The organism is Aeromonas sp. s12, from assembly GCF_040907925.1.
In the GTDB taxonomy this organism is placed as follows: Bacteria; Pseudomonadota; Gammaproteobacteria; order Enterobacterales; family Aeromonadaceae; genus Aeromonas; species Aeromonas veronii.
The window spans coordinates 47,306-68,039 of record NZ_JBFOCT010000023.1 but is presented as its reverse complement, the minus strand read 5'-3'; the positions used below and the strand labels follow the sequence as shown (position 1 = coordinate 68,039).

Annotated in this window: 15 protein-coding genes; 6 read left to right on the top strand and 9 right to left on the bottom strand. The window is 55.9% G+C overall.

The features are described from left to right. Positions 1 to 142: 142 nt before the first annotated feature. The 6 genes from AB5Y67_RS11395 (at position 143) to AB5Y67_RS11370 (ending at position 9,276) form a co-directional block, all read left to right on the top strand. Complete coding sequence (locus tag AB5Y67_RS11395) at positions 143 to 1,456, top strand: 6-phospho-beta-glucosidase (RefSeq protein WP_270657309.1); 1,314 nt, start codon at positions 143 to 145, stop codon at positions 1,454 to 1,456. 158 nt (positions 1,457 to 1,614) lie between these two features. Further along, the gene (gene recN / locus AB5Y67_RS11390; RefSeq protein WP_270657308.1) at positions 1,615 to 3,279 is read left to right on the top strand and encodes a DNA repair protein RecN; all 1,665 of its coding nucleotides are present in this window, start codon (positions 1,615 to 1,617) and stop codon (positions 3,277 to 3,279) included. Between the two features lie 349 nt (positions 3,280 to 3,628). Beyond that, entirely contained in the window at positions 3,629 to 4,519 is an 891-nt protein-coding gene (locus tag AB5Y67_RS11385; RefSeq protein WP_150388745.1) for a manganese-dependent inorganic pyrophosphatase, read from the top strand. A gap of 250 nt (positions 4,520 to 4,769) precedes the next feature. Continuing rightward, positions 4,770 to 5,933 carry a macrolide transporter subunit MacA gene (gene macA / locus AB5Y67_RS11380; protein WP_150388744.1) on the top strand — a complete coding sequence of 388 codons (1,164 nt, stop codon included), beginning with the start codon at positions 4,770 to 4,772 and terminating at the stop codon, positions 5,931 to 5,933. Further along, the gene (locus tag AB5Y67_RS11375; protein WP_368207784.1) at positions 5,930 to 7,909 is read left to right on the top strand and encodes a MacB family efflux pump subunit; all 1,980 of its coding nucleotides are present in this window, start codon (positions 5,930 to 5,932) and stop codon (positions 7,907 to 7,909) included. The genes macA and AB5Y67_RS11375 overlap by 4 nt, the downstream gene beginning before the upstream one ends. A gap of 2 nt (positions 7,910 to 7,911) precedes the next feature. Beyond that, complete coding sequence (locus tag AB5Y67_RS11370) at positions 7,912 to 9,276, top strand: efflux transporter outer membrane subunit (RefSeq protein ID WP_368207782.1); 1,365 nt, start codon at positions 7,912 to 7,914, stop codon at positions 9,274 to 9,276. Positions 9,277 to 9,810: 534 nt separating this feature from the next. Here AB5Y67_RS11370 and AB5Y67_RS11365 read toward each other — a convergent pair. The 9 genes from AB5Y67_RS11365 to AB5Y67_RS11325 all read right to left on the bottom strand — a co-directional run bounded on the left by AB5Y67_RS11365 (position 9,811) and on the right by AB5Y67_RS11325 (position 20,726). Continuing rightward, positions 9,811 to 10,221: an H-NS family nucleoid-associated regulatory protein gene (locus tag AB5Y67_RS11365; RefSeq protein ID WP_005344269.1), complete on the bottom strand. Its 411-nt coding sequence runs from the start codon at positions 10,219 to 10,221 to the stop codon at positions 9,811 to 9,813. 556 nt (positions 10,222 to 10,777) lie between these two features. Then, complete coding sequence (locus AB5Y67_RS11360; RefSeq protein WP_368207781.1) at positions 10,778 to 12,433, bottom strand: Wzy polymerase domain-containing protein; 1,656 nt, start codon at positions 12,431 to 12,433, stop codon at positions 10,778 to 10,780. Between the two features lie 178 nt (positions 12,434 to 12,611). Beyond that, positions 12,612 to 14,723 carry a YjbH domain-containing protein gene (locus AB5Y67_RS11355; protein ID WP_368207779.1) on the bottom strand — a complete coding sequence of 704 codons (2,112 nt, stop codon included), beginning with the start codon at positions 14,721 to 14,723 and terminating at the stop codon, positions 12,612 to 12,614. Then, a complete protein-coding gene (locus AB5Y67_RS11350; RefSeq protein ID WP_368207777.1) occupies positions 14,723 to 15,469 on the bottom strand; it encodes a capsule biosynthesis GfcC family protein in 747 nt (248 codons plus the stop codon). Before AB5Y67_RS11350 ends, AB5Y67_RS11355 begins: the two co-directional genes overlap by 1 nt. Further along, complete coding sequence (locus AB5Y67_RS11345; protein ID WP_236270977.1) at positions 15,466 to 16,110, bottom strand: YjbF family lipoprotein; 645 nt, start codon at positions 16,108 to 16,110, stop codon at positions 15,466 to 15,468. The genes AB5Y67_RS11350 and AB5Y67_RS11345 overlap by 4 nt, the downstream gene beginning before the upstream one ends. Positions 16,111 to 16,167: 57 nt before the next feature. Further along, complete coding sequence (locus tag AB5Y67_RS11340) at positions 16,168 to 16,428, bottom strand: hypothetical protein (protein ID WP_069554774.1); 261 nt, start codon at positions 16,426 to 16,428, stop codon at positions 16,168 to 16,170. A 280-nt stretch (positions 16,429 to 16,708) separates the two neighbouring features. Further along, entirely contained in the window at positions 16,709 to 18,883 is a 2,175-nt protein-coding gene (locus AB5Y67_RS11335; RefSeq protein ID WP_368207775.1) for a polysaccharide biosynthesis tyrosine autokinase, read from the bottom strand. 62 nt (positions 18,884 to 18,945) lie between these two features. Beyond that, entirely contained in the window at positions 18,946 to 19,374 is a 429-nt protein-coding gene (locus AB5Y67_RS11330; RefSeq protein ID WP_042018640.1) for a protein-tyrosine-phosphatase, read from the bottom strand. A gap of 236 nt (positions 19,375 to 19,610) precedes the next feature. Further along, complete coding sequence (locus tag AB5Y67_RS11325; protein ID WP_323891071.1) at positions 19,611 to 20,726, bottom strand: polysaccharide export protein; 1,116 nt, start codon at positions 20,724 to 20,726, stop codon at positions 19,611 to 19,613. Positions 20,727 to 20,734 lie beyond the last annotated feature (8 nt).

Genomic DNA, 20,734 nt, shown 5'->3' with positions numbered 1-20,734 from the left:
TCGTTACGGTGCAGGGCATTAGTATGCCACTTCCACTTATGGATGAAACTGGCTAATCCATAGTGCCCCTTATTTCGTTTGTCTGGCCATCCACGCCCCTCTTTAATAGGTGCAACCCCTATCCCTGTTCATGAGGTGGACAATGAAAAACGGACTCAAGATTGTGGTCATCGGTGCTGGCTCCAGCTATACCCCGGAGCTGATTGAAGGGCTGATCCAGCGTCAGCACGAGTTGCCAATGCGCGAACTCTGGTTGGTCGACATCGACGATGGCCGCGAGAAGATGGCGATCATCGCTGCCCTCACCCGCCGCATGCTGGCCAAAGCCGGGCTGGCGGTACGGGTTGAAACCCGGCTCGATCGGGAAGAGGCACTGCAAGGCGCCGACTACGTCTGCTCCCAGTTTCGCGCCGGCTGTCTGGAAGCCCGCATCAGCGATGAGCGGATCTCGTTGAAATATGGTCTGATCGGTCAGGAGACCAATGGACTGGGCGGCTTTGCCAACGCTTGCCGAACCATCCCCATCGCCTTGCAGATCGCCGCCGACATGGAACGCCTCTGCCCCGATGCCTGGCTGCTCAACTTCACCAATCCGTCAGGCATGGTGACCGAAGCGGTATTGCGTCACAGCAAGATCAAAGCGGTAGGGCTGTGCAACGTGCCGGTGATCATGCAAAAAGGGGTCGCTACCCTGCTGGAGACCCAGAATGAGCAGGAGTTCATCATGCAGGTGGCCGGGCTCAACCACTTCATCTTCGTACGCCAGATCCAGCATCAGGGCCAGGACCGACTCGGCGACGTGATTGCCCGGCTCGCGCAAGGGCAGGATCCGCTGGTGCCGCGCAATATTCCCCCCTTTGCCTGGCCCAAGGACCTGCTGGCCAATCTGGGCATGATCCCCTGTGCCTATCTGCGCTACTACTACATGAGCGACGACATCCTCAAGCAGGAGCTCGGTGAGGCCAATGGCGAAGGTACCCGGGGCGAGGTGGTCAAGGTCATCGAGCAACAGCTGTTCGATCTCTATCGCAACCCGGATCTCGCCGAGAAGCCCAAGGCGCTGGAAGGACGCGGCGGCCAATACTATTCGGAAGCCGCATGCGAGCTGATGAGCGCCATCCACAACGACAAGCGCATCATCATGCACGTCAACACCCGCAACAATGGCGCCATCAACGGTCTGCCGGATGAGTGCGCGGTGGAGGTCAGCTCCCTTATCACCAAGTCAGGCCCGCTGCCGCTCAACGTGGCCCCCTTCCCGCAAGACACCCTGCGCCTGCTGCAGTTGATGAAAGAGTTCGAGCAGCTCACCATCGAGGCCGCCATCACCGGCAACCGCCACGCAGCCTGGCGTGCCCTGGTGCTCAACCCGCTCATCACCAGTGGCAGTCGGCTGGAGCAGGCACTGGACGAGGTGATCGCCGCCCATCCGGATCTGATGTCAGCCTTCCACTGAGCGGCGTCACGCCTCTCATCGCCCCCTCTCGGTCCTGTACGGGTCACCACTCTGGTGGCCCGTTTTCGCTTAAAAATGGTGGCCACCTCTTTACTGTATATAAGACCAGTATATACTGGATGCATACACAGTAATGTTGACCTATACAGGATGAGACCATGCTGACCCAGCTGACCGTCAACAACTTCGCCATCGTCAAGTTTCTCGAACTCGATCTGCAAGCGGGCATGACCTGCATTACCGGGGAGACCGGTGCCGGTAAATCCATCGCCATCGACGCCCTCGGCCTCTGTCTTGGAGAGCGGGCCGAAGCAGGCATGGTGCGACCCGATAGCGATAAAAGCGAGGTCAGCGCCCGCTTCCTGCTCGACAACAACCCGGCCGCCCGCGCCTGGCTCGCCACCAACGAGCTGGAAAACGAAGGTGAGTGTATCGTCCGGCGAGTCATCTCCGCCGAGGGGCGTTCACGCAGCTATATCAACGGCGTGCCTGTCCCCCTCACCCAGCTCAAGAATCTGGGCCAGCTGCTGGTCAACGTGCACGGTCAACATGCCCACCAGATGCTGCTAAAACCCGACTACCAGCTCGCCCTGCTCGACGGCTATGCCGGTCACCATCTGCTGCTCGACGAGGTGCGCCAGCACTATCAGCAGTGGCGCCAACTGCAAAACGAGTTGAACCGGCTCAAGGCCGAGCAGCAGCAGCGGGAAGCCCGCCGCCAGCTGATCGAGTACCAGGTGCAGGAGCTGGACGAATTTGCCCTGCAACCAGGGGAGTTCGAAGAGATAGAAGAGGAGCACCAGCGTCTCGCCAACGGCACAGAACTGATGCAAGAGTGCGGGGCTTGCCTCGATCTGCTCTATGACAACGAAGAGACCACTATCGCAGGGCTGCTGCAATCAGCCGTCGATCGGGCCGAGGGGCTGGTCAGCATGGATAGCCGCCTCACCCCGGTACTGGAGATGCTGAACGAAGCCCTGATCGGGGTGCAGGAGAGTCACAGCGAACTGCGCAGCTATCTCGATCGGCTGGAGCTGGATCCCGAGCGTTTCAACGAGCTGGAGGCCCGTCTCTCCAAGGCGATCAATCTGGCTCGCAAGCACCACGTCAAACCGGCAGACCTGGCCCTGCACCATCAGGAGCTGGCCTCGGATCTCGCTCGCCTCAACTCCGATGAGGAGCGGTTAGAGGGGATGGAAGATGAGCTGGCCGATGCCCGTCAGGCTTTTGTGCAGGCCGCCGAAGCCCTGAGCCACAGTCGCCAGCGTTACGCCCAGGAGCTGGGCGCCAAAGTGACCAGCAGCATGCACGAACTGGCGATGCCCGATGGCCGCTTTGCCATCGAGGTGCGCCCCGATGCCCAGAGCAGCCTCTCTCCGCTGGGTATAGATCGGGTGGAATTTATGGTCACCACCAACCCAGGCCAACCGATCCAGCCGCTTGGCAAGGTGGCCTCCGGCGGTGAGCTGTCGCGCATCAGCCTCGCCATCGTGGTGATCAGCGCCCGCAAGATCTCCACTCCGACCCTGATTTTCGATGAGGTGGATGTGGGGATCAGCGGTCCGACTGCCGCTGTGGTAGGTCGCCTGCTACGCCAGCTCGGGGAGTCCACTCAGGTGATGGTGGTCACTCACTTGCCTCAGGTGGCAGGCAACGGCCACCAGCATATGGTGGTGAGCAAGCATACCGATGGCAAAACCACCGAAACCCAAATGAGTGCCCTTGATGAGACAGCCCGTCTCAACGAGCTGGCACGCCTGCTCGGTGGCGACCAGATCACCGATAACACATTGGCCAATGCCCGCGAGCTGCTGCGTCGCTGAATCAGGCAATAAAGCCCATTTGCAGCGATGGCGACTGATAACGCTGACAGAACATGCTGACTGCACAGGCACGAACGAGTGCCATAGCCTGCACAGTCAGCAATAGCCAATAGCCAATAGCCAATAGCCAATAGCCAATAGCCAATAGCCAATAGCCAATAGCCAATAGCCAATAGCCAATAGCCAACTGTGAGAACCGAACTCGCGTCAGGATTACCGACCCAGATCAATAAAATGGCGAGTTAGGCGAAGCTGGCAGCAACATGGGCGTGGATCCGGTTGCCTTCATGTGGCGGATTTCGCATAGTGTTGCCCCCCTTTATGGGTATCCAATTGTGAGGCTTTGTCTATGATCCACGTTTTTGGTCACAAGAATCCTGATAGCGACAGTATCTGCAGTGCGCTGGTTATCACCGACTGGCTCAATGGCCAGGGCCGTCAGGCCACCCCATGGCGTCTGGGTGACCTGCGCACCGAAACCCGTTTTATTCTGGAGCAGGCTGGCGTCAGCGAACCCGAGTTGCTGACCAAAGATCTGACCGGTGAAGATGTCTGGCTGGTGGATTTCAGTGATCTGGAACAGGGCCCTGCCACACTGGCACAAGCCAATGTACTGGGCCTGGTGGATCACCACCGTCTCGGCACTCTGGTCACCCAGTCTCCGCTGGATGCCTGGATCCGGGCCGTCGGCTGCACCTGCACCATCGCCTTCGACCTGCTGAGCCAGCAAGGCACTGTGACCCGCAGCCAGGCTCGCCTGATGCTGGGCGCCATCATGAGCGACACCCTCTGTCTCACCTCGCCGACCACCACCGAGCAGGACAAGATCGCCTGTGAGCGTCTGGCACCGCTGGCCGAAGTATCGCTGGCCGAGTTCGGCCAACAGCTTCTGATGGCGAAAACCGACCTGAGCGGCCTCACTCCTGCACAGTTGCTGCAGCAGGATGAGAAAGCGTTCCAGGCCGAAGGTCTGAACTTCATCATGAGCCAGATTGAAGTGGGCAGCGAACAACAGCTTGCCGACCAGATCGAAACTCTGCAGCAAGAGATGGCACACCGTGTTGAAAGCGAAGGGCTCGACTTCTTCGTGCTGATGGTAACTGACCTGACGGCCGCAGCCAGCCGTATCTACTTTACCGAGCACGCCATAGTACCTGCCGAGTCCAGCTACCACCCGGGCTTTGTCAGCCGCAAGAAGCAGGGTCTGCCCTGGGTGATGGATCTGCTGGCCAAGGCCTGATCCTCCCTCACCATCATCTATTCCAAAGCCCTGCCTCTGCGCAGGGCTTTTTCATCGCCACCGCCAGCGGCACTCCCTATCCTCTTGCTGACCATCTTGCTCACCACTGCGGTCTCTCGCTTACTCCTTTCACGGCTTATTGACAGTTAACGCCATAACTTTGCTTACATATTTGCGGCTGTTATTTATCAGGGCTTTGCTGCAGGATAATCGCCGCGCACAACCTTTTCCGTTTCCATTCAGGTGATCGATGAACATAACCCCCAAGCAGAGAACCCTGGCCATCACCATGCTGATCGCCGTGGTGCTCCTCGGCTGGCTGCTCTGGCCCAGTCAACCACCCAAGGCGATGCTGACCGCTCAGGTGACCCGCGAGGATATTGCCCAAACTGTACTGGCCAGTGGTGTGCTGCAGGCCGTGGAGCAGGTGGATGTGGGGGCCCAGGTCTCCGGTCAGGTTACCAAGCTGGCCGTCGAGGCCGGTGATCAGGTCAAGCAGGGAGACCTGCTGGCCGAGATCGATCCCCTGATTGCCCAGAACAACCTCAAGACGGCCGAGGCGGAGCTTGCCAGCAACCGCGCCCAGCTCAAGATCAAGCAGGCACAACTCAAACAGAACGAGCTCGCCTGGCGGCGCCAGCAGCAGATGTTCAAGCAGGAGGCGAGCTCACGGGCCGATCTGGAGAGTGCCGAGGCCCTGCTGGCGGTCACCCGCGCCGAACTGCAAAATAGCCAGGCCAATATCGACAACGCCCTGATCAAGGTTGATAGGGCCAAGACCGAGCTGGGCTACACCAAGATCCTGGCGCCGATGGATGGCACGGTCATCAGCATTGTGACCCGTCAGGGCCAGACCCTGGCTGCTAGCCAGACGGTGCCGACCGTGCTCAAGCTGGCCAACCTCGAGACCATGACGGTCAAGGCGCAGATCTCCGAAGCTGATGTCACCAAGGTCAAAGCCGGCATGCCGGTCTACTTCACCTTGATCGGCGATCCGGATACCCGCTATCAGGGTTCGCTTCGCGCCGTGGAGTTAGCGCCTACCAATATCAACGATCAGGCCACCACAGGCACCACCACCAGCAATGCGGCTGTCTACTACTACGCCCTGTTCGATGTACCCAATCCCGACCATACCCTGCGGGTCGCAATGACCACCCAGGTGACCATAGTTCTCGGCGAGCGCAAGCAGGTGCTCACTGTGCCGCAAACCGCCCTCGGCAAGTCGCTGGGTGACAACGAGTATGAAGTCACCGTGATCAAGGAAGATGAGACGACCGAAACCCGCCATATCAAGACCGGTATGAAGGATGAGATCCGCATTGAGGTGATCAGCGGGCTGAGCGAGAAGGAGGAGGTGCAGCTCAATCACGGTGCCCCCGCCGACAATGATGAGATGGCGGTGATGCTATGAGTGAGCCCCTGAACCAGCTGCCGTTGATCCAGCTGAAAGGGGTCGAGCGACGCTACCAGAGCGGCGACAGCGAAGTCACCGTGCTCCACCCTCTTGACCTCACCATCACGGCAGGAGAGATGATCGCCATTGTCGGCGCGTCCGGCTCCGGCAAGTCGACCCTGATGAACCTGCTGGGTTGTCTCGATAGCCCAAGCAGCGGCCAGTATCTGTTTCGCGGTCAGGACACCGCGACAATGGATGCGTTGGCGCTGGCCCGGCTGCGCTGCCACCACTTCGGCTTTATCTTTCAGCGCTACCACCTGCTGCCCCACCTCGATGCCGCCGCCAACGTGGAGATCCCGGCCGTCTATGCCGGTACCAGCCGCCCGGATCGCCAGGCGCGCGCGCGTCAGCTGCTGGGCAGACTGGGACTGGCCGATCGCAGTCACCATACCCCGGGCCAGCTCTCCGGCGGTCAGCAGCAGCGGGTCAGTATCGCCCGGGCGCTGGCCAATGGCGGCGAAGTGATCCTCGCCGATGAACCGACCGGCGCACTGGATAGCCAGAGCGGCAAGGAGGTGATGGCGATCCTCAAGGAGCTGCACGCTCAGGGCCACACCATCATTCTGGTCACCCACGATATGAACGTGGCCAGCCATGCCGACCGGATCATCACTCTCAAGGATGGTCGGATTGAACAAGATAGCGGCCCCTGCCAAACGGCCGTGTTGGCTCCAACCACCGCCACAACCACAGCCCCTCAAAAAATAGTGCCCACTAAAGGTGCCATGGGCAACGACTGGGATCGTTATCGGGAAGCGGGACGGATGGCGATCCATGCCATGCTCGCCCACCGGATGCGCACCTTCCTCACCATGCTCGGCATCATCATCGGTATCGCCGCCGTGGTGAGTGTGGTGGCGCTGGGGCAAGGGGCGCGCGCCAAGGTGATCGACCAGATCAATGCGATGGGCACCAACACCATCGAAATCTTCCCGGGCAAGGGATGGGGCGATGAGAAGATGGCCAGCATCCAGACCCTCAACAAGGGGGATCTCGATGCCCTGTTGGGGCAACCCTATCTTGCGGGCGCCAGCCCCGAGATCGGCAGCTCAGGCCAGTTGCGCTACCGCAACAAGACCAACAGCGGTAACGTGACCGGGGTCGGTAACGACTATTTCAAGGTAAAGGGGATGACGCTGGTCAGTGGTCGCTTACTGGAGTGGCAGGATATCCAGCAGCGTGCCGCCGTCGCCGTGGTGGACAAGAAGAGTATCACCAGCCTGCTTGGCAAGGAGGAGCCGGTCGGCAAGGTGGTACTGGTCGGCACCTTGCCAGTGCGGATTGTCGGTGTGGTCTCGCAGGAGACCGGCTTTGGCCCCACCAGCCAGTCGGTCAATATCTGGCTACCCTACAGCGCGGTGATGAGTCGCCTCATCTCGCAGCACCACTTCAGCCAGATCACCATCCGGGTCAAAGACGGGGTACAACCGGCACTGGCCGAGCAGGCGGTGATCGAGCTGATCACCAAGCGCCACGGAGTGAAGGATTTCTTCACCTTCAGCAGCGACAGCATCATCAAATCGGTAGAGAAAACCACCGCCACCATGACCCTGATGGTCTCGGCCATCGCGGTGATCTCGCTGATCGTCGGCGGGGTGGGCGTGATGAACATCATGCTGGTGTCGGTGGTGGAGCGTACCCGCGAGATCGGCATTCGCATGGCCGTGGGCGCCCGCCAGTCGGATATTCTGCAGCAGTTTCTGATTGAGGCTGTGATGGTGAGCCTGCTGGGGGGGATCTTCGGCGTCGGCCTCTCGCTGGGCATTGGCGCGCTCTTTTCACTGCTGGTGGACTCCATCAAGATGCAGTTCTCGCTCTTCTCCATCCTGATGGCCTTTGGCTGCTCGTCACTCATCGGGATCCTGTTTGGTTACCTACCGGCACGCAATGCGGCGCGGCTCGACCCTGTTGTCGCACTGGCGAGGGAATAACAATGCACAAACTCTCCTGGCTGGCTCTCTGCATGGCCCTCAGCGGCTGTAGTCAGCACAGCACCTATCAAAGACCCGAGCTGGCGATCGCCCCTGCATGGCAACAAGCAGAGGGCGCCCAACTGGCTATGCAGGCTGGCCTCTGGTGGCGGGAATTTCATGATCCCCAGCTCGACAAACTGGTCGAGGCGGTACTGGCCGCCAACCCGGACATGCATGTGGCGGCCCTCAAGCTCAAAAGCGCCAGACTGGGCGCCGAGCAGGCCGATACCAACCTCACCCCCTCGGTCAATGGCACTATCGCAGCCAGTGGCAACAAGGATCTGAAAACCGGCAAAGACACAAACAGTCTGGGCCCCTCGCTGAGCCTCAGTTACGAAGTGGATTTGTGGGGCAAGCTTGCCTCGGTGCGAGATCAGGCAAGCTGGGAAGCGGCGGCAAGCGAGCAGGATCTCGCCAGCACCCGACTACTGCTGATCGGCAATACCCTGGAGCAGTATTGGCAGCTCGGCTATCTCGGCTCTGCCATCACGCTCGGAGAACAGCAGTTGGCCAACCTGTCCCGAACTGAGCAGCTGACCCAGACCAAATACCAGGCTGGCGCCATCACCCGACTCGATCTGGCGCAGGCACGCCAACAGTTGGCCGGAAAACAGGCCGAGCTGGCCTCCCTCAAGGCGCAGCAGGAGCAAGCTCGCAATGCCCTGCGTCTGTTGCTGGGCCGCAGCAGCGGGCCGCTGGAGTATGCACCCGCTTCCCTTGCAAAGCAGACCATTCCTGAACTTGCGGTGGGTATTCCGGCCGATGTGCTGGCTCGCCGCCCCGATGTCAAAGCGGCAGAATTGCGGCTGCGCAAGACGCTGGCAAAAGGGGACGAGATCCGCACCAGCTTCTACCCCAGCCTGACCCTGACCGGCAGTGCCAGCACCGCATCCGATAGATTGGCGCAGGTGCTGCAAAATCCGGTTGGTACGCTAGGGGCCAGCCTCGCCCTCCCCTTCCTTGAATACAACCGCACCCAGCTTGCCATCGAAAGCTCAGAGCTGGATTACCAGATTGCTGAAACCGAGTTTCGCAAACAGCTCTACACCGCACTGGTGGAGGTGGAAGACAATCTGGCCGCCCGCCACTATGGCCAGCAGCGACTCGATTATCTGCAAGAGCAGCTGAGTTATGCCCAGGAGGCCGAACGACTGGCCAAGGCTCGCTTCCAGGCGGGCGCGACCGGCGTGCAAGCCTGGCTTGATGAGCAGAACCGGCTGTGGGATGCCCAGCAGATCCTGCTGGCCCAGCAAAAAGAGCAACTCTCCACCACCGCCAAAATCTATCGCGCCCTTGGCGGAAGCGATAGCGTGGCGCCCCGATAACGCTTCACCCGGCTATTCCCCACTCTGCCTACAGAGTGGGGAATGCCATCATCATCGACCGCACAGAATTCCCTCTCCCACACGGTAACCAAACTCCATTGCCCATCATCAGGGGCTGTTATGGCAGCGCAACCAATTACATGCATCGGTGACCCAGAATATCCCGGCCATACCTTGCGGCTATCTCTGCAACTCACGCGCCCTGCGGAGATAACGGTTACCGGATATTCCATCAGCAGAGAGCTCGGCTCTTGCCAAGCGGCACCCCGTGAATCGTGAGAGACATATCCGAAGCGCATATCTGCACGACTCATACAAAAAGCGATATCACGCAGTTAATCCTGCACGACAAAATTAATCGCAAACAATGAGTGATATTGAGCAAAGTAACAGTGAAGTGAAACGATGGTAAAAAGGATACAAGCGAGGATGTAGATAACAATGGGGCGAAGGGGCAGATTGGATAACCACGAGCAAAACGGCAAAAATAATGCCGCTCAAAGGCGGCATTATTCAATCTCTGAACCTGACGAATTAGATCAGGAAATCGTTCAGGTCTTTACCCAGTGCTACTTGAGCAGCAATGGCTTTCGGCATACGGCCTTGACCGGTCCAGGTTTTTTCCTGGCCATCTTCTTCGTACTTGTATTTAGCCGGACGCGGAGCACGCTTGCTCTTGGCAGCGCCAGTTGCAGCAGCCGGAGCTGCGGCAGTCGCCAGCAGCTCGCGAGGATCAATACCAGCCTGCTGCAGCATTTCGGTGAATTCATTCAGCTTGCGCTGACGCTCTTCCTGTTCAGCACGCTCCTGTTCAACAGAATCGGCACGCTCTTGGTAAACCAGGTCAAACTTCTCTTTAGCTTCCAGCAGTTGCTCAAACGGCAGTTCACGAATAGCCGCACGCAGACTGCGAATGTTCAGCAGAACTTTCAGAAACTCGTTCATTATTTCCTCACAAAAAAGTCGGTTACAGGGATACCGTTTCAGAATAGCATGGACAATTCATAACTACATGCAATTTTTACTATCAGGGCATACTTGGAAAGAATATGAAAATAAACTTGCCAACAAACTCACGCTTTCACCCATTAAACCTATCTCGCCTAGACATCTCTTTTGATATCACCACCAAATCGAACATACACATCTGAAACTATTAATATGAGGTTCAGGGTAATTGCCATCAACATTTTTCAGAAAATGCAACTAGTGCGTCAAACGATTCCTGAGTAATACCTGCATAAAAAAATAGGACGATGCCTGCTCGCAGCATGAGCAGATTAAGACCATGCGTCATATTACCCAATCGATCGCACCAGGGGTTAAAAGCTTTTAGAAACAACAAGTTAAAACCAGTTCAATGAACATAAAAAAGGCGCGCGACTAAAGGTGTATTTCCCCCCTACCTTACCTTTTGCACGGAAACCACAGGTTCATTCCTACAGCTATAACGGGATAGAGACAAGCCGCTATGATTGCCTCATATCCCATTTTCCAAGCCTTAGTTGGCTGCTCCAGTAGGTAACGTATCCACACCACTGACCATTGGTTTAGAGGTTGCCTCAATCAGCAATGGTTCTTTTGGATACCAACGGAGCGCTTCGGCTCTTAAATTACGAGCCTCGTCAGGGCGCCCCAACGCATTCAATGCAACAACCATGTTCGCGTAGATATTTGCTCTGGGTGTATGGCGTACAAAATCTTGCCCCCATGCCAGGTAAGCTTCCAGTTCGGTCTTATTCTGAGTCTGTAAACCCACCATCAATCGTACCGCATTTACATCAAACTCAACCCGCGTCAACCAAGCCATTGGATTAATAATATCCAGCAACAATGATGGCTCCTTATACCCACCCCGTTCATATTTGGTGACGACCCAGGCAGTATGAAGCGCAGTCAACATGAATGGTACGATAAACAAGGGGATGGAGACCGCCAGAAAGCGTAACAACAACTTATGGGGGTAACGGTATACGGCTATCCCTCTGGCCGCGTCTGCCCAACAGGTTTCATCGATATACCAGACCAACATCAATAAAAAAATCCAGTGAGCAATGGAGTGATAGAGGGGATATTCGACCTGGGTATGAAGTGTAATGGGTACGACTAATGCCAATAAGGCCAATCCATGCGACCAGGATTGACCCGCTACACGCCATATCACAGCGGCCCCCATCACCAAGAGCCCGATGACAGGCAAGATACCCCCTTCAACAGCCCAATAGAGCAACTCATTATGAGGATGATCAAGGTTGTACTCAATCTGTGGCATTGCCGGATTCAATAACTTATCTGCCATATAGTTATGCAGGAATACAGATTCGAAAGAACCATACCCCCATCCGGTAAAGGGATGTTGTGACACCAGGTGCAATGCATACGACCAATAAATCGTACGATATCCCCCCGACTGATAGACAGAAAGACCCCGCTTGACCCCTTCCACACCATACAGAGATGCGAGTCCGAACAGCACGCCCAATAAGACACATGAAAGAGTCACCTTCAAAGCGTGGTTTCTCTTCAACCAGGGAAGCATCATCAGCAAAGCCAATATTCCACCCAATTGCCCAACTCTGGATTGAAGAACAATCAGCAACACCACTGAACCAACGATCACATAACCCTGAAGTGCCTTCAGCCATCGATGTTGGTTGAGGGTATTTAGCCAAGCAGCCAGAGACAAACCGGTGGCCATAAAACTGGCCATCACATTGGGTTGCTGAAAAATGCCATAGGGACGATTTGCTTTGGTGTCATAGCCAAGCCAATTGCCCGGTGTTAGCAGGTAATACTGCACCAGACCCAAAGTCATTTCGATAGCTATCGCGACTAGCATAAGCGTCAATAGCTGTTGACGCGCCTTCGGTGCAAGACGGAACTGATAGAGCGAGAAGAGAAATAATCCGCCGCCGACAAGACCACCGAGGCGAGGAAGTGCGTAATCACGCAAGGTGGCGTCAGACCACGCCATGGGTAGCAGCATCAATACAATCGCGCCCCCCCAAACTTGCAAGAGCCTGCTGGATACCAATTCGCCTTTCGACGTGATATGCCACAACCCCAGACAGATCATCAAAGAAGCAAATATCCATCCCCATGCGTTGAAAGGAAGATAGAGACCTGCCCCACCCGGGTTATGCATGAAAAAATGCATTCCAAGTCCCAACCAAAGTATGCTTATCCCCCAGAAGAGAAAAAATACTCGCTTTTCCCGATGGGCTGATAGCACTGATGACCCGGTGGACGGAAATGTAGGCATAAAAAAAGCGCTCTGAAAAAATGGTGTTTCATACAACCATATTCAGAGCGCTTTACTCAAGCTATAGCATTAATTAGTCAGGAAATGACGCGTTGCTACTCAAACTGTAAAGACTGTATTTTCTGGCCAACATCTGGCCCCCATCTCTGGTCAATGGCATCCAGCCAATCGAGCCTTTGCTGGTTGTCGGGCGGAGCAGCATCAAGTCGAAGGGAATCGTCACATAGATACCTTTAGTGAAACTCCCCTCTCCATACTCATCAGCAGACACATCAGTCAGCGTTGCAAACACCCCTGCCACAACGCCGGATGAGAAGCGTTTGGACAGATCCAGTGTCGCCCCGACATCCCCTGCCAGATAACGGCCAATAGAGAGCTGGGCAGTCACATCATCAACATAGGGCAGTTGCCAATAACCGGTCACATGGCCTGTTGCCACATCGTAATCGGCCATCCGCAAGGTATTGTTCCAATCCCGTTGCTTGACCCAGTTCACATCAGCCGCAATCGCCCATGAACGACCAAAAGGACGATACAGCAGTTCGGCACCACCACCGGCGTACATCATCTCCAGATAACCGGCATAAGCCTGACCATACCACTCAGGTGAGAACTGCTCGAAATGGGTCGCTTGCAGGTTGTTAAGCAATACATCGGAGGAGCTGACATATTCCCGGATCCAGGTTCTCACCCTGGGCAAAGCATCTCCGTCCAGCGGTGGATTCTTGTAATTGAACTTGTCGTAGTTATTGGCCAGGTTCACAAATACTGTGCCCCCCAGCCAGTTCTTCTCGGTCACCCGCCAATCACCATTGAAGTTGAGACCAAGCTGATACATGTAGAAAGACTCTGGCCCCCCAACAGACTGGTTCAACACAGGATCCACGCTGTAACTCAGCGCCGAGCTGCGACTTTCATGGCGAACAGGTGCCGACGGTGCATTGGCTGCGATGACATCCGACTTATAAGTAGTCTCTTGTCCCAATGGGAGGTCACTGTTTGCCAACCGTACAGAGTCCATGTCCACTACAGTCTCACGGATATCGAGCCCTTTCTTCTGCTCAACGATATGCAGAGAGTGAACCGAAGCGGGCAACGCATTCGCGGCCAATAATGACATTCGATCTTCGGCTTCATCTGGCTTGCGATACTTCAGCTGCTCACCGCTGACAAAAACACGATCGTCCGTGCCATACCAGACCAGATCACGATATCCGGCATTGCTTTTCGTCTGCGCACTGAGTGCAGCCCAATCGACATCATCCAGTTGGGCCGGACTCTTTTCCGGTTGATACTCGGGCCGGGGCTCATCCAGATGGGCCTGCTGCAACTCATTAAAGTTGGTGCGCATAGTAATACCCCACATCAGGGTATTGCCACGCTGATAGCTGAGATGAGTATCCATATTATCAAAAATACGATACACGGCACCGATGTTGACAGGTGAGCTATGCGCCAAGGCTCCGTAGCCGCCTTTGCTGTTACGGGCCGCATACTCGCGGCTGTAATCATTACCGTCATATTCCAGTTTCAGACGCAAAGGGCGCCATGGCGTCTGATACTCGATACCGCCAAACAAGGCCGCCGGGCCGTGGAACAGACTATCGACCTCAAATTTGCCGCCATTGCCCGCATAACCATCATTACGCTGGCACCAACTATCTTTGTATTCACAGAAGGGGTTCTTGATATTGCCGCTCTCGGCCATATTCCCCCAGCCCATTCCAAGGGTGAAATCAAACGGGCCATAACGTTTACTGGCAACAACGTACTCGCTATCGAACAGGCCAGTCCCCATCAAGTCTCTGAAGCCCAATGATACTTGGGGTAAGTAATCAGACTCTTGCCAAAGTCGGAATTTAAAATCCATCGACTTGTCTTTATAAGTCTGATCCCCGCTGAACTGCTCGTAAGGGCTATACAGGCGAGTTCTGACATCGGTATAACGCAGCGTGGCCTCAAACCAGTCAAAGGGCTGCATGGAGATCGACCAGCGTCGATACTCTTCGTTATCCATGTAGTTGAAACTGAACTCGCCTTCTGCGGCCATTCTGGCACTGGGCATCTGCAGCAGACCTGCCCCACCGAAATCACTTTGCGATGGGCCATAGGGATCATTCGACCCGGGTGCAGCAACACAAACGGTCGAGACGGCCAGGGCAATATATGAAAGTTTTGGAATCATTAATGAGGCACCCTGTTTGCAATTATCTCGGCGATCCGCTGATTTATTCCGGTAAATGAAGAGGGCAACAGGTCAGGATCAAACCCGATCAGCAGTGCAGCCCCCGCCATGGGTTCACGATGAAGCTTGTTCCAGACGGCAACGGGGACCATATCGATATCACCGGTTGGCTGGATCAACAGCAGATGAGCCGAGTCGGCCCCCTCCAGCAGCGCATCACGCTTCCAATATTCATCAACACCTGCACCGGGAACCAGAGGCAACGTGGGGAGCGCTTCCATCAGGCCAAACATGGCAACCTGAGGCTGGCGGGCAGCAACAAACAGTCGGTAGTTGCCTTCCAGGCGAGGGTTATCCTGCGGGGAGCGCTGGGCATTGTCAGGATCAACTATCACAGGCAAGCGGCCGGTAACGGTGATGCCTTCGAGTTGATGTAGAAGACGAGTAGCAGAAGAGGCACGTTGAGACTCACCTTCGCTACGCCATATGCTCGCCAGACTCTCCAACTCACGGATCACCGCCGCCTGCTTGAGCTCAAACTCATGTTGACGGGCCGGCGTCGTAATCTGGGCAGAGCGCCAATAGATGGGTGATGGCAGCAGCTTGTTTCTCAGCAAGGCGTCAAGGCGCGCCCCTTCACTCAAGGTGATGGGATCTTGAAGACGCCCCTGATAGTAAATGCTGACACTGGTATCCGCGAAGCAAGTACCGGACAGCAATAAAAGAGATAGGGTCAGTTTTTTCATGACGAGAATGGCTTCAAAATGGTGAGTTCAATGACCGGCAGATCAGGGCCGAGATGTTGCTGGGTTTTTACTACCTGTCCATTAACCGGATCTCGCCAGAAAACGTTGGTCCAGGATTTCCCCCCCGGGAACATTGAAACCGTCTCTTCAAAACGCGTAGCTGAAACTCGGCGCGTCACCAGATCCAGCTCATCCTGTCCGGCACGGACCATCTTCCCTTCAAGACGGTAACCGCTGAGATAGCGCTGTTCCCACTCTGACAAGGCACTCCAGTTGGCAGATGAGGTAGCAGCCATCGACAGTGGGTCGGCAGAAACACTCTCGCTCATGACCAGGTCATTTTCCATACCGACAGTTTTAATGACCCGACCGTGGCGGGTAATAATCATGACCCGATCGGCTGTCAGCCAGGAGAGTTCATCTCCATTGACATAAGCCAATACCACAAAGATCCGCGGGTTATCACCGATTTTCAGATAAGCGCTTGCATAAGGCAGTTTATTGACATGCTCGGCACTGACGGTCACATCATCAGCCCCCAACACGGCATATTTGATAGTTTCGCTCGTCACAGAAGCAGTATTTGAACAACCGGTGAGAGATAACAAACCAAGAAAAACAAAATTGCGCGATAAAGACATAGAGTGACCACAGTGACAAATAAAAAAATAAGGCTGCCAAAGCAGCCCTATATCATATTAACGAGTACTGGTTGTGGTTCCGGTACCACGGCCGGCATCATCGTTGGAGTTGGCATTTGCAATGGCAACACCAGCAACAACCGCAGCACCTACACCAACGGCAACAATGGTGCCAGTCCCGATGGCAGCAGCACTGGCAGCACCAGCACCTGCGGCACCGGCAGAACCGGTGGATGCGGTAGCAGCAGCTTCTTCAGCAGCCATCACACCATGAGAGAATGCCATGGCAGCAGCCAGAATCAGGGCGGTTTTTTTCATTTCATCTTTCCTTGTTTATTGTCTACTTGTGGCTCGGAGAAAATATGGCATGACAACAATGCTATTACCATATATCCCTTTACCAGCGCATTGCCATGTTCACAAAAAGTTAAGTAACTCATTGTAAACATAGATAATTGCAAATATAGCATACCATCGGGACGCTATTATTGCACTGAAATACAGGTTGCATTCGAAAACTATTTTATGGTGGTCATAAAAAAGGTGCGCCATGAAGACGCACCCTGCATTCACCTATTGCGGTTATCCAAACAGAATGTCAGGCTTTTTCCTTGCTGCCATAACTGTATTGATAATATCCGTAGTTACCGTAATAACTGCTCGCCTTCTTCTCGACCGCGTTGAGCAAGATCCCCTTGATAGCAACCCCGTTTTGCTCAAAGCGACGAATGGCCACCTCCACCTCTTTGACCGCAGTCTTGGCGAAGCGGGCAACCAGCAAGGATGCGCCCACATGCTGACCAACGATGGCCGCATCGGTGACCGCCAGGATGGGAGGGGAGTCAACGATGACAAAATCGTAGTGCTCGCTCGCCCAATCCAGCAGCGCTTTGAAACGAGGATGCATCAACAGCTCGGAAGGGTTGGGTGGCACTGCCCCACGACAGACAAAATCAAGGCCATCAAACCCGGTCTGACTCACAACGTGTGCCAGCTCTGTTTGACCCGCCAGATAGGCACTCAGACCGGCGCCCATCTCCTGCCCCATAACCTTCTGCATATAGCCTTTGCGCAAGTCGGCATCGATAACCAGCACCTTCTTGCCGCCCAGAGCCAACGTGGCAGCGAAGTTGGTCGATACGAAGGTTTTGCCAAGACCCGGGCCGGGGCCCGAGATCATCACTATGTTGTTTTTGGCTTCCATCATGGCGAAATGGAGGCTGGTTCGCAGACTACGCAGTGACTCCATCGCCAGATCGGCCGGATTTCGCGCAGCCAGCAAAGCCTCGTTGAGAGGCATTGCCTGCCGCCGCTTCTTCTGCTGCTGCTCGATGGTGGCCTGCTCAGAGGAGTAGGGGATGGTGGCATAGACCGACAGCCCCATCTCTTCCAACTGTTCCGGGCTTTCCACACCACGGTGGAAGGCTGCGCGCACCAGGATCAACCCCACTGACAGCATGCCACCAAGCAGTGTCGCCAGTACCACGATCAGTGGCTTCTTCGGCTTGACGGCACGGGTTTCAACAGCGGCATCATCGATGATCCGCACATTGCCGATAGTGCCCGCCTTCATGATATTGAGCTCCTGCTGCTTGTTGAGCAGCTGGACGAAGATCTCCTGACCGACCTGTACATCACGGGTCAGACGCAAAATCTCCTGCTGGGTTTTTGGCAGACGCTTGATCGACTTGTTGATCGCATTTTTGGTATTCATCAAGGTCTGGCGCTTTTCCATCAGGGCGATGTAAGCGGGGTGCTGGCGGGTATAGAGTTGCTGCAACTCCGCTTCCCGGAAGGTCAGCTCATTGAGCTGCTTCTCGAGGCCCACCATGGTATCCAGTGCGGCTTTCGCTTCCAGCGACAGATCGACCGACTCATTCTGCTGGCGATAAACATTCAACTGCTCTTCAGAACGATTCAGCTCCTCTTTGACCTGAGGCAGATGCGTCTGCAAGAAATCCAGGCTCTTCTGGGCCTCTTCGGTCTTGCGTACCACATTCTGCTGCAGATAGTTCTGGCTGATGTTGTCGAGCACCGCACGAATGCGGCCCTTGTCATCCCCTTCCAGCGCCAGCGAGATGATCCCGGTATTTTTGCCCTTTTCACTGACCTGAAGAGCACTTTGCAACTCGGCAATCACATCCAGAGCCGGTTGTTTGACCAGCGTGAAGACCTGCCCCTCATCGGCTGCCACATCAGACAACAGCAGGGTGACATCCTCTTTCTCAAGCAGCTTGCCTACCTGACCTTCCAGCACCCGCCCCTCAACCTCAAGGGTAAAGTGTTTGTCTGCGTCAACCGTCAGCGTCAGCGGCGTCCCCAGCAATTCAGGCGCAACTTCAAAACGGCTTACCGCCATCTTGGGATAGGGGTGCCCCATCAGCCGTGACAGACCACGGCCAACCAGCGGGAAGAAATTAGGCGTCACTACGGTATCGAGGTGAAGCTCTTGTACCGTACGGCCAAGTACCATACGAGAAGTCAGCAGCTCAATCTCGGCGGCGGCATCAGGCTGTTCACCGCCCAATACATCAGCCATATCCCCGAGCAGCGCGGCACCACTGGCTTTTTTCTCCACCTGCAGCAAGGCGTTTGCCTTGAAGACCGGGGTCGCCAACAGAGCGTATGCAACGCCAAGAACCATAAACAGAGCGGTGATCGTCACAATCCACCAACGGCCATCGATCAGGTAACCCAGCAGGCGCCCCAGATCGATCTCGTCATTCTCCACCGCGGCACTGCTCTGCCGGGACGAAACAGAAGAAGTCGTCATTAAACACAATCCATTTTTATAGTCAGATACAACCCAAACACCACCAGACGCTGCGGATGTCGTTACAGTTTTTTCGCCCACCCATCGGCGCTACGCACCAATAGCTGGTAAACATGTTCGTAAGCTTCCCGGCTCAGACGATAGGGATCGGGCACTTCACTCTCCCCCTGCCAGTGGCCAAACAGCATGGTTTTGCCACGGGCCCCCGGGTCAATGGCCGTGACGGCAGAGATATGCCCTTTCTCCATCACCAGGATCAGATCGGCATCCTGACAGAGCTCGCGGGTCAGTTGGCGCGCCGAGTGTCCCTCAAGGGAAAGCCCATGCTGCTGTGCCACCTCGCTCGCGACCTTGTCGGCTGGCTTGTCAACCAGGGCACTGACCCCGGCAGAACTGACCTGGCGGCCGGGCAAACGCTCGCGAAGCAGTCGTTCACCGGTTGGGGAGCGGCAAATATTGCCCACACACACCACAAGAATTTTTTCAAACATATCGCTGTCGCTCTTAAAAAATAAAATCTACAGCCACCGCCCCTCACTACGTGCATAGTCTCGATAGGGAGGCGGGTAGAGGGCATACTCCCCTGCCCTATCCTCCCCGTTTGTCTCCGTATCAAGGCAACAAACAACCGAAGATAAAGGAGGCATCAGCCCCCCTCAATGCCGTCTCCCTGAGGGTGTGCGGCTACACGTCAATCAAGCGGGAGAGGTTAAGCAACATCACGGCCTTACCAGTTGCGAACCCGCAGCATGCCTTCGGTCAGCTCGTTAAAGCCGTTGATGGAGGGCACCAGCTGACTCAACACGCGATTCCAGCGCGTCACCGGCGCCGTGGTGACATAAACCACGTCGTAAGGTTGCAACGCAAACTCGGTCCCCATCACCAGTGCGGTGGCATCACTCAGGTCGAGCTGATAAATGGCGGCTTTCTCTTGGGCTTTGGCGGCGGGGCGCAATACGAAGATACCGGTCGCATTGGCGGCATTCTGGTTAAGGCCCTCGGCACTGCTCAGTGCTTCGGTCAGGCTCATCCCCTCACGACCAATGGTCAGGGTCGATGCCTTGTTGACCTCACCCATCACAAAAACTTTCTGGGCATCGTTGCGCGGCACATAGAGCATGTCGCCGTCACGCATCAGCTGATTGTGAGAGAGATCCCCATACTGCAGCAGATCCTGCATGGAGAGCGGGAACTCCTTGCCCTGGCGGGTCAACACCACATGGTGCCAATCTGCGGTCGGGGTCAGCCCGCCAGCCAGATTGAAGGCATCGAGCAGGGTCATCGGCACATTGGTGATAGGCTGGGCGCCCGGCTTGGTCACCTCACCGGAGATATAAACCTTCTGGGAGCGGAAAGCAGCAATGCTCACATCCACCTGCGGGCTCTCGATAAACTGGGCCAGGCGCTTGGCGATATCGGTACGGATCTCTGCCACAGTTTTCCCCACCACGGCCACCTTGCCGATATAGGGGTAGAAGATGGTGCCATCGGCGTGGACCCAGTTGCCCGCTTCGCTGGCACTGCGGTAAGAACCAGCCGGGATGGTCAACTCGGGGTGATCCCATACAGTGACATTGAGGATGTCGCCCACACCAATTCGGTACTCGTAACGGCTGATCTCGCTATTGAGCTCGGGGTTGGCCTTGCCCACCACCGGCGCCTTGCGCAGCTGGCTGATCAACGCCGGTGTAACCGGATAGACATCTGCCAGCTGATCAACATCAACGGAACCTGTAGCCACCTCGGTTTTGCCACTGGTGGAAAGATTGGTACCGGGCACCACAGTGCATGCACTGAGCAGGGCCACGGCCGACAACAGAGGAATGAGCTGAATCCTTTTCACTACCACAC